At 73.1% G+C, this 15,725-nt stretch carries 11 protein-coding genes and 1 riboswitch; of the genes, 7 read left to right on the forward strand and 4 right to left on the reverse strand.

The features are described from left to right. Positions 1-146: 146 nt before the first annotated feature. Positions 147-2,264 carry an excinuclease ABC subunit UvrB gene (gene uvrB, locus HLA93_RS19490; protein ID WP_222196104.1) on the reverse strand — a complete coding sequence of 706 codons (2,118 nt, stop codon included), beginning with the start codon at positions 2,262-2,264 and terminating at the stop codon, positions 147-149. A 729-nt stretch (positions 2,265-2,993) separates the two neighbouring features. Here uvrB and glgX point away from each other — a divergent pair. The 3 genes from glgX (at position 2,994) to HLA93_RS21705 (ending at position 8,493) form a co-directional block, all read left to right on the forward strand. Further along, positions 2,994-5,099 (forward strand): glycogen debranching protein GlgX, encoded by a 2,106-nt coding sequence (gene glgX / locus HLA93_RS19495; RefSeq protein ID WP_222196105.1) that lies wholly within the window; start codon positions 2,994-2,996, stop codon positions 5,097-5,099. Continuing rightward, entirely contained in the window at positions 5,096-7,432 is a 2,337-nt protein-coding gene (treY, locus tag HLA93_RS19500) for a malto-oligosyltrehalose synthase (RefSeq protein WP_222196106.1), read from the forward strand. Before glgX ends, treY begins: the two co-directional genes overlap by 4 nt. 303 nt (positions 7,433-7,735) lie before the next feature. Continuing rightward, positions 7,736-7,909: riboswitch (cyclic di-AMP (ydaO/yuaA leader) on the forward strand. 14 nt (positions 7,910-7,923) lie between these two features. Beyond that, the gene (locus HLA93_RS21705) at positions 7,924-8,493 is read left to right on the forward strand and encodes a transglycosylase family protein (protein ID WP_222196107.1); all 570 of its coding nucleotides are present in this window, start codon (positions 7,924-7,926) and stop codon (positions 8,491-8,493) included. 51 nt (positions 8,494-8,544) lie between these two features. Here HLA93_RS21705 and HLA93_RS19510 read toward each other — a convergent pair whose 3' ends face one another. From HLA93_RS19510 to HLA93_RS19520, 3 genes are read right to left on the reverse strand one after another with little or no spacing between them, the layout of a single operon-like run. Then, entirely contained in the window at positions 8,545-9,756 is a 1,212-nt protein-coding gene (locus HLA93_RS19510; RefSeq protein ID WP_222196108.1) for an ABC transporter permease, read from the reverse strand. Next, entirely contained in the window at positions 9,753-10,481 is a 729-nt protein-coding gene (locus tag HLA93_RS19515) for an ABC transporter ATP-binding protein (RefSeq protein ID WP_222196109.1), read from the reverse strand. Before HLA93_RS19515 ends, HLA93_RS19510 begins: the two co-directional genes overlap by 4 nt. Next, a complete protein-coding gene (locus tag HLA93_RS19520) occupies positions 10,478-11,506 on the reverse strand; it encodes an efflux RND transporter periplasmic adaptor subunit (protein WP_222196110.1) in 1,029 nt (342 codons plus the stop codon). The genes HLA93_RS19515 and HLA93_RS19520 overlap by 4 nt, the downstream gene beginning before the upstream one ends. Before the next feature lie 215 nt (positions 11,507-11,721). Between HLA93_RS19520 and treZ the strand changes: the two genes are divergently transcribed. The 4 genes from treZ to HLA93_RS19540 form a co-directional block, all read left to right on the forward strand. Then, complete coding sequence (gene treZ, locus HLA93_RS19525) at positions 11,722-13,476, forward strand: malto-oligosyltrehalose trehalohydrolase (RefSeq protein WP_222196111.1); 1,755 nt, start codon at positions 11,722-11,724, stop codon at positions 13,474-13,476. A 2-nt stretch (positions 13,477-13,478) separates the two neighbouring features. Further along, a complete protein-coding gene (locus tag HLA93_RS19530; protein WP_308128247.1) occupies positions 13,479-14,204 on the forward strand; it encodes a dihydrofolate reductase family protein in 726 nt (241 codons plus the stop codon). Between the two features lie 25 nt (positions 14,205-14,229). Further along, complete coding sequence (locus HLA93_RS19535) at positions 14,230-14,769, forward strand: putative immunity protein (RefSeq protein WP_222196112.1); 540 nt, start codon at positions 14,230-14,232, stop codon at positions 14,767-14,769. Positions 14,770-14,832: 63 nt separating this feature from the next. Beyond that, the coding region (locus HLA93_RS19540) for a DUF222 domain-containing protein (RefSeq protein WP_308128248.1) at positions 14,833-15,725 on the forward strand (893 nt) is incomplete at its 3' end.

A 15,725-nucleotide genomic window follows, 5' to 3' on the forward strand; every position in this document is an offset into this window, starting at 1 on the left:
CACGTCGGGCTCGACACCGTGGGCGGCCAACAGCTGCCCCAGTGAGAACCCGAAGTCCGCAACGCCCGGGGCAGCCGCAGAGTTCCCCGGATCGGCGACTTCCTCGCCCGTCGCGCTCCGGGCGGACCTGGACGGGCGGTGCCGCCTCAGGCGTGCGCGGCGTCGAACTGCCGCAGCTCCCGCTTGAGCTCGTTGAGCTCGTCGCGCAGCCGGGCGGCGACCTCGAACTGCAGTTCGCGGGCCGCGGCGAGCATCTGCTCGTTCATCGTGGTGATCATGTCGGCCAGCTCGTTGCGCGGCAGGCCCTGGACGTCGATCGACCCGGCCTTCGCCCGGCTCTTCGACGACAGCCCCGGCACCGGCGACTTGCCCCGCGACTGCTGCCGCCCCGAGCCGCCGAGCAGCTCGGTGGCACCTTCGGCGTCCTCGCTGGCCTGGTAGATGCCGTCGAGGATGTCGACGATCTTCTTCCGCAGCGGCTGCGGGTCGATGCCGTGCTCGAGGTTGTAGGCGATCTGCTTCTCGCGCCGCCGGCTGGTCTCGTCGATCGCCTGGGCCATCGACGGGGTGATCTTGTCGGCGTACATGTGCACCTCGCCGGAGACGTTGCGCGCCGCCCGGCCGATGGTCTGGATCAGCGAGGTGCCCGAGCGCAGGAAGCCCTCCTTGTCGGCGTCGAGGATCGCCACGAGCGAGACCTCGGGCAGGTCGAGCCCCTCGCGCAGCAGGTTGATGCCGACGAGCACGTCGTACTCGCCCTGCCGCAGCTCCCGGAGCAGCTCGACCCGGCGCAGGGTGTCGACCTCCGAGTGCAGGTAGCGCACCTTGATGCCCAGCTCGAGCAGGTAGTCGGTGAGGTCCTCGGACATCTTCTTGGTCAGCGTGGTGACCAGGACCCGCTCGTCCTTCTCGGTGCGCACCCGGATCTCGTGCACCAGGTCGTCGATCTGGCCCTTGGTGGGCTTCACCACGACCTGCGGGTCGACCAGCCCCGTCGGGCGGATCACCTGCTCCACCACGTCGCCCTGCACCCGGCCCAGCTCGTAGGAGCCCGGGGTCGCCGACAGGTAGACGGTCTGGTGGATCCGGTCGGTGAACTCCTCCCAGCGCAGCGGGCGGTTGTCCATCGCCGAGGGCAGCCGGAAGCCGTGCTCCACCAGGGTGCGCTTGCGGCTCATGTCGCCCTCGTACATGCCGCCGATCTGCGGCACCGTCACGTGCGACTCGTCGATGACCAGCAGGAAGTCGTCGGGGAAGTAGTCGATGAGACAAGCGCCGGCGCTGCCGGGGGCACGCCCGTCGATGTGCCGGGAGTAGTTCTCGATGCCGGAGCAGAAGCCGACCTGGCGCATCATCTCGATGTCGTAGGTGGTGCGCATGCGCAGCCGCTGGGACTCCAGCAGCTTGCCCTGCTTGTCCAGCTCGGCCAGCCGCTGCTCCAGCTCGGCCTCGATGCCGGCGATGGCCCGCTCCATCCGCTCGGGGCCGGCCACGTAGTGGGTGGCCGGGAAGACGAACAGCTCGTCGACCTCGCGGATCACCTCACCGGTCAGCGGGTGCAGGTAGTACAGCCGCTCGACCTCGTCGCCGAACATCTCGATCCGGCAGGCGAGCTCCTCGTAGACCGGGAAGACCTCGATCGTGTCGCCGCGCACGCGGAACGTGCCGCGGGTGAAGGCGAGGTCGTTGCGGGTGTACTGCTCGGTCACCAGGGTGCGCAGCAGCTCCTCGCGGTCGCGCTCCTCCCCCACCTTGATCTTCAGGGCGCGCTCGACGTACTCCTCGGGGGTGCCCAGGCCGTAGATGCAGGAGACGGTCGAGACGACCACCACGTCGCGCCGGGTGAGGAGGCTGTTCGTCGCGGAGTGCCGCAGCCGCTCGACCTCCTCGTTGATCGAGGAGTCCTTCTCGATGTAGGTGTCGGTCTGCGGGACGTAGGCCTCGGGCTGGTAGTAGTCGTAGTAGGAGACGAAGTACTCGACCGCGGCGTCGGGCATCAGCTCGCGGAACTCGTTGGCCAGCTGCGCCGCCAGGGTCTTGTTCGGCGCCATGACCAGGGTGGGGCGCTGCACCTGCTCGATCAGCCACGCCGTGGTGGCCGACTTGCCGGTGCCGGTGGCGCCCAGCAGCACGGTGTCCTGCTCGCCGGCGTTGACCCGCTCGGCAAGGGCCTTGATGGCGGCGGGCTGGTCACCGGAGGGCTCGAACTCGCTGACGACACGGAACCGCCCCTGGGTGGGGCGGATGTCGGTGGGGGTGCGCACGGGGACGACGGTACGACGGGGGTGCGACAGGACGGGCCGGTCGCCGTCCCGCCGCTGGTCGGGAGGGTGGGCGGACTCCTGCCCACTCCTGGGACAGGTGGTGCACCCGGCGCCCGGGACACGGCCGGAGAGCTTGCCGTCGACCACCGGATGCCCCTAGCGTCTGCGCCCGCAGGAGCGAGCAGCACCGGTCACCACCAGCGCCACCCGGACGCCGGGCGAGGTCGGCGGTGACCGGGCTGCCCGCCCTCGCCTCCTCCCGCGCGCCACCGTCGCCCCCCACCAGCGCGCCTGACCCGCCGGCTCGCTCGTCGAGGGTCGGGGCATCGACGTGTCACCCCGGGGTGATGCGTCGACAGCGCGCCACTCGACGGGCGAGTCCGGCGCTGATCCGGGCGATCAGCTGGTCGGGTCGGTGAGGCCGAAGACGGCGCGGGCGCCAGGTCGTCCCCGAGGCCGCCCACCTGGCCGGTGGCGACCCGGTCCGGACGACGTCGCACCCTGACGACCCGGCCGCGTCGGTCGAGGTCAGGACGCCGCGCGCACGCACCGCGGACTTGGCAGACTCCTCCCGGACACCCCGCCGTCCGGCCACCGTGTCCTGCCTCTCGGCAGGTGTGCGGAGGCCCCGACGCGGGCATCCACCGTCGAACCCCCCGGTTCAGCCGCCACGACCCGCGCCCTGCGCCTCCGCCCAGGGGCGATCAGCTTCAGGAGGACGACCCCTTCATGACCACCCAGGTGTGGCCCGGTTCCGCCTATCCGCTCGGAGCTACCTACGACGGCACCGGCACCAACTTCGCCATCTACAGCGAGGTGGCCGAGAAGATCGAGCTGTGCCTGTTCGACGAGGCCGGCAACGAGGAGCGCATCCGGCTCCCCGAGATGGACGCCTACGTCTGGCACGCCTTCCTCCCCGGCGTGCAGGCCGGGCAGCGCTACGGCTTCCGGGTGTACGGCCCGCACGACCCCGCGCAGGGCCACCGGTGCAACCCGAACAAGCTGCTGCTGGACCCCTACGCCAAGGCCATCGACGGCCAGGTCGACTGGGACGAGTCGGTCTTCGGCTACCACTTCGAGTCCGGCGAGAAGAACGACGACGACTCGGCGGCGCACATGCCGAAGTCGGTCGTGGTGAGCCCGTTCTTCGACTGGGGCATGGACCGCCCCCCGCGCACGCCCTACAACAAGACGGTCATCTACGAGGCCCACGTCAAGGGCCTGACGATGACCCACCCGCGCATCCCCGAGGAGCTGCGCGGCACCTATGCCGGCGTCGCCCACCCGGCGGTCATCGAGCACCTGCAGGAGCTGGGGATCACCGCGATCGAGCTCATGCCGGTGCACCAGTTCGTGCAGGACGACACCCTGCAGCAGAAGGGCCTGCGCAACTACTGGGGCTACAACACGATCGGGTTCTTCGCCCCGCACAACGAGTACGCCCAGGCCACCGACGGCCAGCAGGTGCAGGAGTTCAAGGGCATGGTCCGAGCCCTGCACGAGGCGGGCATCGAGGTGATCCTCGACGTGGTCTACAACCACACCGCCGAGGGCAACCACATGGGCCCGACCCTGTCGTTCAAGGGCATCGACAACGCGGCGTACTACCGCCTGGTCGAGGACGACAAGCAGTACTACATGGACACCACGGGCACCGGGAACTCGCTCAACGTCCGCACCCCGCAGTCGCTCCAGCTGATCATGGACTCGCTGCGCTACTGGGTGACCGAGATGCACGTCGACGGCTTCCGCTTCGACCTGGCCTCCACCCTGGCCCGCCAGTTCCACGAGGTCGACCGGCTGTCGGCCTTCTTCGACCTGGTGCACCAGGACCCGATCGTCAGCCAGGTCAAGCTGATCGCCGAGCCGTGGGACATCGGTGACGGCGGCTACCAGGTCGGCAACTTCCCGGCGCTGTGGACCGAGTGGAACGGCAAGTACCGCGACACCGTCCGCGACTTCTGGCGGGGCGAGGACGCGTCGATCGGTGAGTTCGCCAGCCGGATCACCGGTTCGGCCGACCTCTACCAGCACTCCGGCCGGCGCCCGGTGGCCAGCATCAACTTCGTCACCGCGCACGACGGCTTCACGATCAACGACCTGGTCTCGTACAACGAGAAGCACAACGAGGCCAACGGCGAGGGCAACAACGACGGTGAGAGCCACAACCGCAGCTGGAACTGCGGCGTCGAGGGCGAGACCGACGACCCGGAGATCCTGGCGCTGCGGGCGCAGCAGCGGCGCAACTTCATCGCGACGCTGATGCTCTCCCAGGGCGTGCCGATGCTGCTGCACGGCGACGAGCTGGGCCGCACCCAGCGAGGCAACAACAACGGCTACTGCCAGGACTCCGAGCTCACCTGGATCGACTGGGAGAACGTCGACGAGGGCCTGCTGGAGTTCACCAAGCTGGTCACCAAGCTGCGCACCGACCACCCGACGTTCCGCCGCCGCCGGTTCTTCCACGGCCGCCCGGTGCGCCGGGCGGAGGGCGACCCGGTGCAGGACATCGCCTGGCTCACCGCGGCCGGCGAGCTGATGGACGACGAGGACTGGGACGCCGGCGCCAAGGCGCTGGCCGTGTACCTCAACGGCCACGGCATCCGGGAGACCGACGAGCGCGGCGAGGACGTGGTGGACGACTGCTTCTACCTGGCGTTCAACGCCCACCACGAGCCGATCGACTTCACCCTGCCGCCGAGCGAGTACGCGGAGGGCTGGACCGTCGTCGTCGACACCGCGGAGCTGGACGAGGTGGAGCCGGTCGTGGTCAAGGCCGGCGAGACGCTGACCATCGCCCCCCGCGCGACCGTCGTCCTGCAGGCCGCCCCGTGACCCAGCCCGCCGGAGGGCAGCCGAGCGAGAGCCGGCGCCGGGAGGTGCCCGCCAGCACCTACCGGCTGCAGGTGACCGCCGACTTCACCCTGGACGACGCCGCGGCGGTGGCCGGGTACCTGGCCGACCTCGGGGTGACCCACGCGTACTCCTCGCCGCTGCTGCGCTCGGCGGCGGGGAGCACGCACGGGTACGACACGGTCGACCACGCGCACATCGACGAGCCGCGCGGCGGCCGGGCCGGGTTCGACCGGCTGGTCGCCGCGCTGCACGAGCACGGCCTGGGCCTGGTGCTGGACCTGGTGCCCAACCACATGGGCGTCAGCGACCCGGCCGAGTCAGGCTGGTGGTGGGACCTGCTGCAGCACGGGCGGGAGTCCGTGCACGCCGACGCCTTCGACGTGGACTGGGACTTCGGTGGCGGCAAGGTCCGGATCCCGGTGCTGGGCAGCGCGGACGACGTCGCGCAGCTGACCGTCACCGACGGCGAGCTGCGGTACTACGACAACCGCTTCCCGATCGCCCCCGGCACCGAGGGCGGGTCGCCGCAGGAGGTGCACGCCCGGCAGCACTACGAGCTGGTCGACTGGCGGCGCGCCGACGACCAGCTCAACTACCGGCGGTTCTTCGCGATCAACACCCTGGCCGGTCTGCGGGTGGAGGACCCGGAGGTCTTCCGGGCCACCCACGCGCTGATCGTGGAGCTGGTCGAGAACGGCTCGGTCGACGCGCTGCGGATCGACCACCCGGACGGCCTCGCCGATCCCAAGGGCTACCTGGACGCCCTCGCCGAGGCCACCGGCAACCGGTGGACCGTGGTGGAGAAGATCCTCGAGCCGGGCGAGGAGCTGCCCGAGTCGTGGAAGACGGCCGGGACGACGGGCTACGACGCGCTGTCCGAGGTCGACGAGGTGCTCGTCGACCCGGCCGGCGAGGCGGCGGTCACCGCGCTGGACACCGAGCTGGCCGGGAAGGCGGTGGACTACGCGCAGCTGGTGCACGACTGCAAGCGCGAGGTCACCGACGGCATGCTCGGCTCGGAGGTGGCCCGGCTGCACCGGATCGTCGGCGACCTGCCCGGCGTCCCGGCGGAGCAGGTGACCGAGGGGCTGGCCGAACTGCTGGCGTCCTTCCCGGTCTACCGCAGCTACCTGCCCGACGGCCGCGAGCACCTGGACGAGACCGTGGCGGCGGTCAAGCAGCGGCGGCCCGACCTGGCGGCCGCGGTGGACGCGCTGCACCCGCTGCTCGGCTCGGCCGGCACGGAGCTGGCGACCCGCTTCGAGCAGACCTCGGGCCCGGTGATGGCCAAGGGCGTCGAGGACAGCGCCTACTACCGGTGGGCGCGGTTCGTGGCGCTCAACGAGGTGGGCGGCGACCCGGCTCGCTTCGGTTCGACGGTCGCGGAGTTCCACGAGGCCCAGCAGCGGCGGGCCGAGCGCCGTCCGGCGTCGATGACGACGCTGTCCACGCACGACACCAAGCGCAGCGAGGACGTCCGGGCCCGGCTGGCCGTGCTCGCCGAGGTGCCCAGCGAGTGGGCCGGCCTCGTGCGCGGCTGGCTCGGCCGGCACCCGCTGGCCGACCGGCAGCTGGCCCACCTGGTGTGGCAGAACCTGGTCGGCGCCTGGCCGCTCTCCCGGGAGCGGGCGCACGCCTACGTGGAGAAGGCCGCCCGGGAGGCGGGCACCTCGACCACCTGGACCAACCCGGTGCAGGAGTTCGAGGACCAGCTGCACGCGCTGGTCGACGCCGCCTACGACGACGAGACAACGCACGCCGAGATCGAGGCGTTCGTCGCCCGCATCCGGCCCTTCGGGTTCAGCAACTCGCTGAGCCAGAAGCTGCTGCAGCTGACCATCGCCGGCGTCCCGGACGTCTACCAGGGCACCGAGCTGTGGGACTTCTCGCTGGTCGACCCGGACAACCGCCGTCCGGTCGACTACGAGCTGCGGCGCAGCCTGCTCACCCGGCTCGACGAGGGCTGGGTGCCGCCGGTCGACGAGACCGGCGCGGCCAAGCTGCTGGTGGTCTCCCGCACGCTGCGGCACCGCCGCGACTCCCCCGAGGCCTACGCCGGCTACACGCCGGTCGAGGCCACCGGCCCGGCCGCCGACTCGGTGATCGCCTTCGACCGCGGTGGGGTGGTGACCGTGGCGACCCGCCGGCCGGTGCACCTGGCCGAGACCGGCTGGGGCGACACCACCGTGGGCTCCCGCACCGGGGCCTGGCGGGACCTCCTCACCGGCACCCGGGTGGTCTCCGACCGCGCCGGGGTCCGGCTGGACGAGCTGCTCACCCAGCTGCCGGTCGCCCTGCTCGTCCGGGACTGAGGAAGGACCCCTCTGCCCCCCACCACTCGCAAGCTCGCGGCGGGACCCTGCAGAGGGGCCGGAAGAACGACACGCACGGCGGTCGGGCCCTCGGGTCCGGCCGCCGTCCGGCGTCCGGGGCGGTGACGCAGCGTCCGCGCCGGCGCACACGGAGCCGCCGAGGGGTCGGCCTGTCGCGACCGCTCCTGGGCGGATGCCGGATCGACGCCGGAGCGCACGAGCGGAACCGGACGGTCTCGCACAGCATGGGTCGCGTGCCCGGGCCGGAATGGCCGGGCGCGAGGCACCGGACCGCCCAACCCCGTCCGCCGGTCGCCTGACTCCGAGCAGTCCAGGACGGGGGCGGGGGAACCACTCTCCACCGACGCGTCCGCGCGTCTCGGGGTGAAGCCGTGCCGTGCGCCCCGCGCACGACCGGCCGGGCATCGATCAGCCCGAACCCGACAGCTCACCTCGTCGGCGGTGATCGGAGGATCACCTTGTCCCACCACATGACGTCCCGGACCCGTCGTCTGACCCGCGGCGGCGCCGTCCTGGCCGGCGCCGCGGCGATCGGGATCGGCGTCCTCGCTGCTCCCGCGTCGGCCGCCGGTGAGCACGACTGGAGCGGGGTCGCCGACTGCGAGTCCGGCGGCAACTGGCAGATCAACACCGGCAACGGCTACTACGGCGGGCTGCAGTTCTTCCAGCCGACCTGGGAGGGCTACGGCGGCCTCGAGTTCGCCCCGCGCGCCGACCTGGCCACGCCGGCCCAGCAGATCGCCGTCGCCGAGCGGGTGCTGGACGGTCAGGGCGTCGGCGCCTGGCCCGTGTGCGGGCAGTACCTGACCGGAGGCAGCACGGCGGTCGCCGATCCGGCACCGGCACCGGCCCCGGCCCCGGCGCCGGCACCGGCGCCGGCGCCGTCCGTGGGCAGCTACACGGTGCAGCCGGGCGACACCCTGGGGAGCATCGCCACCGCCCAGGGCGTCGCAGGCGGCTGGCGGGCGCTGTACGCCGCCAACCAGGCCACGATCAGCGACCCGCACCTGATCTACGTGGGGCAGCAGCTGACGCTCTGAGAGATCCCCTGCCCTCCCCGGCCGACGTGGTGGGGAGGGCAGGGGCCTGCGTCAGAACCTGATCGCGTCGATCACCTTCACCCGGACGGCGATCAGCGCGGGCACCAGCCCGGCCAGCGCCCCCACGGCGGTGGCGGCGAGCAGCCCCTCGACCGCGGCCGAGACCGGGAAGCCGGGGGCGTCGACCAGCGGGACGCCCCCGGCCAGCCACCGCTCCAGCGGCAGGTTGCGCACGATCGCCACCGACAGGGCCACCGCGGCCAGCCCGGCCAGGGCGGTGGCCACCACGCTCTCCAGCACGACCGCGGAGAAGACCCGGGCGGAGGTCGCCCCGAAGCTGCGCCGCACGCCGATCTCCCGGATCCGCTGCCGCACGGTGACCAGCCCGATGTTCAGCACGCCCAGCCCGCCGAGGAACAGCACCACCAGCCCGGCCGCGCGCACCGCGAGCCGCAGCTTGGCGATGGTGTCCTCCAGGTTCTCCGGGTCCTGCCGGTTGGCCTGCACCTCCGCGCCGGGCAGCAGCCGGGCCAGGTCGGTCTGCACCGCGGCCACCACCGCGTCCGCCTGGTCGGAGGGCACCCACAGCTCCAGGGAGGGCGGTGACCAGAAACCGACCCCGCCGGCCGAGGCCGTGGCGTCCCCGGCCGAGGAGTCGATCCGGTAGGCGCTCGGGTAGCCCTCGTTCCAGGCGACCACCCCCACGATCGTGGCGAGCACCGGCTGCGGTCCACCGATCACCACGGTCGGGTGCCCGCTCAGGTCGGCCGCCCCGAGCAGTCCGAGGAAGTCGCGGTTGACCACCAGCGCGGGCGACAGGCTCTGCCGGTCACCCGAGCGGAGCCAGCGGCCCTCGACCGGCTGGATGCGATGCAGCGGCCCGTAGGACGGCGACACCCGCCGCGTCTCCACCGCCTGGGTGCCGCCGGGGAAGCGGTAGAGCCCGTTCTCGTAGGCGAGGGTGGCCACCGCCTCCTCCGGCAGCCCGTACCGGCTGACCAGCGCCTGCACCCCGGCGTCCCACTCGTCCCGTGGCACGCTGCCGGTCATCGGGTCATAGGCCGAGACGCCGATGGTCGCCGTCCGCCCGCCGCTGGCCTCGCCCTGCTCCTGCTGCACCTGGGCAGCCATCTGGCCCAGCGCCGTGACCGTGGTCATCGCCAGCACGGCCAGGAACACCCCGACCAGCGACAGCAGCACCCGGGCCTTGTGCACCCGGACCTCGCCCCAGGCCTCGCTGAGCGTGCCCAGCAGCCCGGTCATGCGTCGGTCCGGTCGCTCGTCGCGGCGGCCAGGGCACCGCCGGCGGCGACCGGGGTGAGCCGGCCGTGGTCGAGCCGGAAGCGTCGACCGGCGAGTGCGGCGACCGAGAGGTCGTGGGTGATCGTCACCAGCGCGGCACCGTTCTCCGCGGTCACCTCGGCCAGCAGGGCCATCACCGCTGCGCCGGTCTCCACGTCGAGAGCGCCGGTCGGCTCGTCGGCGAGCACCACCCGCGGCCCGCGGACCAGGGCGCGGGCGATCGCCACCCGTTGCTGCTCGCCGCCGGAGAGCTTCTCCGGCACCGACAGCGCGCGGGGGCCGAGCCCCACCCGGTCGAGCATCGCCCGGGCGGCCCGGTTGCGGGTCAGGAACTCCCGGCCGCGGGCGTAGAGCAGCGGCGCGGCGACGTTCTCCTCCGCGGTGCGGCGGGGCAGCAGGTTGAACTGCTGGAAGACGAAGCCGAAGGTCTCCCCCCGCAGCCGGGACCGCCGCCGGCCGCCGAGGGAGTCGGTCGGCTGACCGTCCAGCAGGTACGTGCCGGCGGTCGGGCTGTCCAGCAGGCCCAGCACGTTGAGCAGGGTGGACTTCCCGGAGCCGGACCGCCCGACGATCGACACGTGCTCCCCGGGTTCGACGCTCAGGTCGACCCCGGCCAGCACGGGCAGCAGGCTCCCGTCCGGGAGGCGCACGTCCCGGCCGATGCCGGTGAGCTCGAGCAGGCTCACCCGTACGGCCCGCCCATGCCGTAGGGGTCGGCGGCGGCGTCGTCGGGCACCGGCACGAACTCCAGCACCGACTCGCCCTCGGTGAGCCCGCCGGTGATCTCGACCTGCTGGCCGTCGGTGAGGCCCAGGGTGACCGGCCGCTCCTCGGGGGTGCCGTCGGCACCGGGCACCCAGACCGTGCCGTTCTGCACCGAGCCCTGCACCGCGGTCACCGGCACCACCAGCGCGTCGGCGACCTCCCCGGCCTGGATGGCCACGGTCGCCGCCATCCCGGAGAAGACCGTCACCCCGGCCGGGACGGCGCACCGGGCGGTGGTGGTCGCGGTGATCGGCATGCCGGTCATCGGGTCGACCCCGGCGGTGGCCTGGTCGTCCTCGCCCTGCGGGGCGCCGAGGGTGAGCCCGGTGCAGGTGAACGGTGCAGGGCCGCCGGTGACGGTGACCTCGGCGGTGCCGGGCGGGCTGAGCAGGCGGAACTGGTCGGCCTGGGACAGCGACGCGGTCACCGAGAGCGTGCCGGGGGAGATCGTGCCGACGGCGTCGCCGACCGCCACCACCTGGTCCTTGAGCACGTCGAGGGTGGCCAGCCGGCCGGCCGCCGTCGCGGTGACGGTCACGACCCTGACCAGCGGGTCGCGCGGGGTCGACGTCGGGTTGCCCTCGGCGTCGGTCCCGACGACGGGGTCCCGCTCCTCCTCGTACCGGACGTCCAGCAGCTTGTCGCCCACGGCCACCGTGGCCCCCGGGCTGACGTGCAGCCGGCTCACCGTCCCGGCGGCGGTGGCCTTGACCGGCACCGCCGGGTCGGCAGCGATGGCGCCCTGCACGGAGACGGTGTTGGTCACCGTGCCTCGGCCGACCGGGATCTCCGGGGAGCCCAGGTCGACACCGGGCGCGCCGGAGGCCCCGGCCGGGTCGGCGTCGCCACCGCTGCCGCGGAAGGCCAGGACGACGAGGGCGACGGCGATCACCGCCCAGATCAGGATTCTCAGCACGGGCAGGACCCAGGTCCGGACCACCGTCATGTCGGCTCTCTTCGTCGCGCGGAACGGAAGCGTCAGGAACGTAGCGGTGCGGAGGCCCCGTCGACGTCATCCCGGCGACGGAAACGCCGTCGTGACCAGGTCATCCCCCGGGTGGACGCCGCGGCTGCGGAGTCGTGCCCGCTGTCACGGTTGACCGCCGGGCGCCCGGGCATGATCGACCTGCCCGTCCCCGCCCGCGCCCTGGAGGCCCCCGCATGTCCGAGCCCGTCGAGTTCGCCGTCTGGGCGCCGTTGCCCGAGCGGGTCCGCCTCCAGGTGGGCGGCGAGGTGCACGACATGCAGCGGGACGACGCCGGCTGGTGGCGCGCCGAGGTCGCCGCCGCCCCCGAGGCCGACTACGGCTTCCTGCTGGGTGACGTCGAGACGCCGCGGCCGGACCCGCGCTCGCGCCGTCAGCCCGAGGGCGTGCACGGTCTCTCCCGCCGGTTCGACCCCTCCGCGCACCGCTGGGGCGACCGCGCCTGGACCGGGCGGCCGCTGGCCGGTGGGGTCGTGTACGAGCTGCACATCGGCACCTTCACCCCGGAGGGCACGCTGGACGCCGCGATCGACCGGCTCGACCACCTGACCGACCTGGGCGTCGACTTCGTCGAGCTGCTGCCGGTCAACGCCTTCAACGGCACGCACAACTGGGGCTACGACGGCGTCGCCTGGTACGCCGTGCAGGAGACCTACGGCGGTCCGGCCGCTTACCAGCGGTTCGTCGACGCCTGCCACCAGCGCGGACTCGGCGTGATCCAGGACGTCGTCTACAACCACCTGGGCCCCTCCGGCAACTACCTGCCCGAGTTCTTCCCGATCTTCGCGGAAGGCGGGGCGAACACCTGGGGCAACTCGATCAACCTGTCCGGCCCGGACTCCGACGAGGTGCGTCGCTACATCATCGACAACGCGCTGATGTGGCTGCGCGACATGCACGTCGACGGGCTGCGGCTGGACGCCGTCCACGCCCTCGTCGACGAGCGGGCCACCCACGTGCTGGAGGAGATGGCGGCCGAGGTGGCGAAGCTGTCGGTGGCCGAGGGCCGCCCGCTGACGCTGATCGCGGAGAGCGACCTCAACGACCCGCGCATGGTGACCCCGCGGGTGGCCGGCGGCACCGGGCTGGACGCGCAGTGGAGCGACGACTTCCACCACTCGCTGCACACCCAGCTGACCGGCGAGGGCCAGGGCTACTACGCCGACTTCGCCGCCGCGGGGCTCGGCGGGCTGGCGAAGGTGCTCACCGGCGCCTACTTCCACGCCGGTGACTGGTCCAGCTTCCGCCGCCGGCACCACGGCCGCCCGGTCGACACCGCCGCACTGCCGGGCTGGAAGTTCCTGGGCTACCTGCAGGACCACGACCAGATCGGCAACCGCGCGGTCGGCGACCGGATCTCCGCGTCCCTCTCCCCCGGCCTCCTCGGCGTCGGCGCGACCCTGGTGCTGACCAGCCCGTTCACCCCGATGCTGTTCATGGGCGAGGAGTGGGGCGCCTCAACGCCGTGGCAGTTCTTCACCAGCCACCCGGAGCCGGAGCTGGGCAAGGCCACCGCCGAGGGCCGGATCGGCGAGTTCGCCGCGCACGGCTGGGACGCCGCCGTGGTGCCGGACCCGCAGGACCCGGAGACGTTCACCCGCTCCAAGCTGGACTGGTCGGAGGTCGCCCAGGAGCCGCACGCGCACGTGCTGGCCGTGCACAAGGCGCTGCTGGCGCTGCGGCGGCGGCACCCGGAGCTGGTCGACCCGGACCTGTCCGCGGTCCAGGTGCACTGGGACGACGCCGACCGCTGGCTGGTGGTGCACCGCGGCTCGCTGCGGGTGGTCGCGAACCTCTCCGACCAGCCGCGGGAGATCGACCTGGACGCACCAGCCACCCACGTGCTGTTCGCCAGCGGGGAGCTGCCCGAGCTGGACGGTGCGCAGGTGACGGTGCCGGCGGAGAGCGCCGTCGTCCTCGCGACCCACTGAGCGTGCCGCCGCTCCCCCACGACCCGGCCGGCCTGGCCGACGCCTACCGCGTCGCGCCGGGCCGGCACCTGCGGGTCAACTTCATCGCCTCGCTGGACGGCGCGGTCAGCGTCGAGGGCCGCAGTGGCGGGCTGGGGTCGGACGGCGACCGGCGGGTGTTCCGGACCCTGCGGGCGCTGTCCGACGTCGTCCTGGTCGGCGCCGGGACCGCCGCGGCCGAGGGGTACCGCCCGGTGCTGCCCGGCTCCGCGGTGGGCCGACTACGGAGCTCCCTCGGCCGGCCGGCGACGATGCCGGTCGCGGTGGTCTCCCGGCGGGCGTCGCTGGCCCCGGACGACCAGCTGGTCACCGACGCGGTCACCCCGACCCTGCTGGTGACCTGCGCGGCCGCCGACCCCGAGCGGCGTGCGGCGCTCGCCGCCGCCGGCGTGCAGGTGATGGTCTGCGGGGACGACGAGGTCGACCTGCCAGCCGCGCTGGACGCCCTCGCCGAGCGCGGGCTGCCCCAGGTGCTCTGCGAAGGCGGACCGGCGCTGTTCTCCGCTGCCCTCGCCTCGGGGGTGGTCGACGAGCTGGACCTGTCACTCGCCCCGCAGCTGGTCGGCGGCGGCCCCGGCCTGCTCCCCTCCGCTCTGGGGAGCCCGCTGCGGGCCGAGCTGCGGCAGGTCCTGGACGAGGACGGCGTCCTCTTCACCCGGTACGGGCTCCGGTCGGGCGCGGGCGGGTGACCCGCGGGTCGGCGAGGATCGGCTCGTGCCGGACCAGGTGGAGCAGATCGTCCTCGGCCTGTCGGACCTCCGTGCTGTGACGCGGTTCGCCGCGGAGAGCGCGGACGAGGTCCTGGACGCCTTCGAGACAGCGTGCCCGGGAGACCCGAGACCTCGCGAGGCGATCGCCGCGGCGTGGACGTTCGCCTCCGGGGGCGCACGTGGCAAGCCCTTGCGGGACGCCGGCTGGGCCGCGCACCGGGCAGCCCGCGCCGCCGGCGCCGGGGCCGCGGGCGAAGCGGCACGAGCAGCGATGCACGCCGCGTCTGCCGCGTACCTGCACCCGCTCGCCGACGCCCACCAGGTCAAGCACGTCCTGGGCTCAGCTGCCCACGCGGCGCGGGCTGCCGAGCTCACCGCGGGCGACGACCGCTCCGTGGGTGACGAGCACATCGAGCGAGCTCGTCGCCGCGCGACCCCGGCCGTCGTGGACGTCTTGCTCCGGTACCCCGTTGCACCACCCGGCGGAGGCCGTGTCGGGGAACTCCTCCGCTCTCTCGACCGGGCACTCCGGGCTCTTGTCTGAGCCGGCGTCGGTGGTGCTCCTCCGGTGGGCGGAACTGTCGTACCCCGTACGTATGTTCGATGCGTGACGACGACCGCGGTGCCACCAGGCCCCTTCGAGCCGGTCATCGACATCGTGTACCTGGGCCGCCCTCATGCCCTCACCCGTCTGGCTGCCGAACCCGCGTCGTGGTCGGACGAGCAGCTGGCCACCGACCTGGACCGCATGCAACGGCGGCGGGCCAGGCTCGCCGCCGAAGAAGCCGAACTGATCCTCGCGCTCGCCGGCCACCGGCCCGCCACCGACGATCCACCGGCCGACTCCCCCGGCGCCCGCCGACCGGGCTGGACCAGCAGCACCGGTGACGGCGAGATCAGCGAGTTCTTCGTGACCGAGCTCGCGACCGTGCTCAACCTCGGTCACGGCACCGCCGCACTACGGCTGCGCCGGGCGCTGACCTGGTCGACCAAGCTGCCGGCCACCTTCGCCGCCCTGAAAGCCGGCGACCTGGACGAGCGCCGCGCCCAGGCACTGGCCGACACCCTCACCCACACCAACCCCACCGTCGCCGGCCAGGTCGAGAACACACTGCTCGGGGGAGCCGCCCATCTGTCGGTGTCCCGGCTGGAGAAGCGCGCCACCGCCCTGATGCTCGAGCTCGACGCCGCCGCAGCCGACGAACGCCGAGCCGACGCCGACAAGACCGCCGACGTACGCGTCCACCCCTCACCGGTCGACGGGCGAGCGACGCTGGCCGCGGACCTGCCCACCGACGAGGCCGCCGAGTGCCACGACCTGCTCGACCAACTCGCCCGCATGCTCAAAGCCGACGGCGACCCCCGCCCCATCGGCGTCCTCCGCGCCCACGTGCTCTCAGCCCTGATCCGTCGCCCCGCCGACTCAGGACTGCCGGCGGTGGCCGCGAACCTGACCATCACCGCCGACCTCACCGCCCTCGAAGGCGCCAGCAGCACCAC

Source organism: Modestobacter italicus (genome assembly GCF_019799965.1).
Classification (GTDB): Bacteria; Actinomycetota; Actinomycetes; order Mycobacteriales; family Geodermatophilaceae; genus Modestobacter; species Modestobacter italicus_A.

Excerpts from the sequence above, each read along its gene's own strand:
- glgX (WP_222196105.1), top strand. The coding sequence starts at position 2,994 with ATGACCACCCAGGTGTGGCCCGGTTCCGCCTATCCGCTCGGAGCTACC.
- HLA93_RS19520 (WP_222196110.1), bottom strand. The coding sequence starts at position 11,506 with ATGACGGTGGTCCGGACCTGGGTCCTGCCCGTGCTGAGAATCCTGATC.
- treZ (WP_222196111.1), top strand. The coding sequence starts at position 11,722 with ATGTCCGAGCCCGTCGAGTTCGCCGTCTGGGCGCCGTTGCCCGAGCGG.
- HLA93_RS19510 (WP_222196108.1), bottom strand. The coding sequence starts at position 9,756 with ATGACCGGGCTGCTGGGCACGCTCAGCGAGGCCTGGGGCGAGGTCCGG.
- HLA93_RS21705 (WP_222196107.1), top strand. The coding sequence starts at position 7,924 with ATGACGTCCCGGACCCGTCGTCTGACCCGCGGCGGCGCCGTCCTGGCC.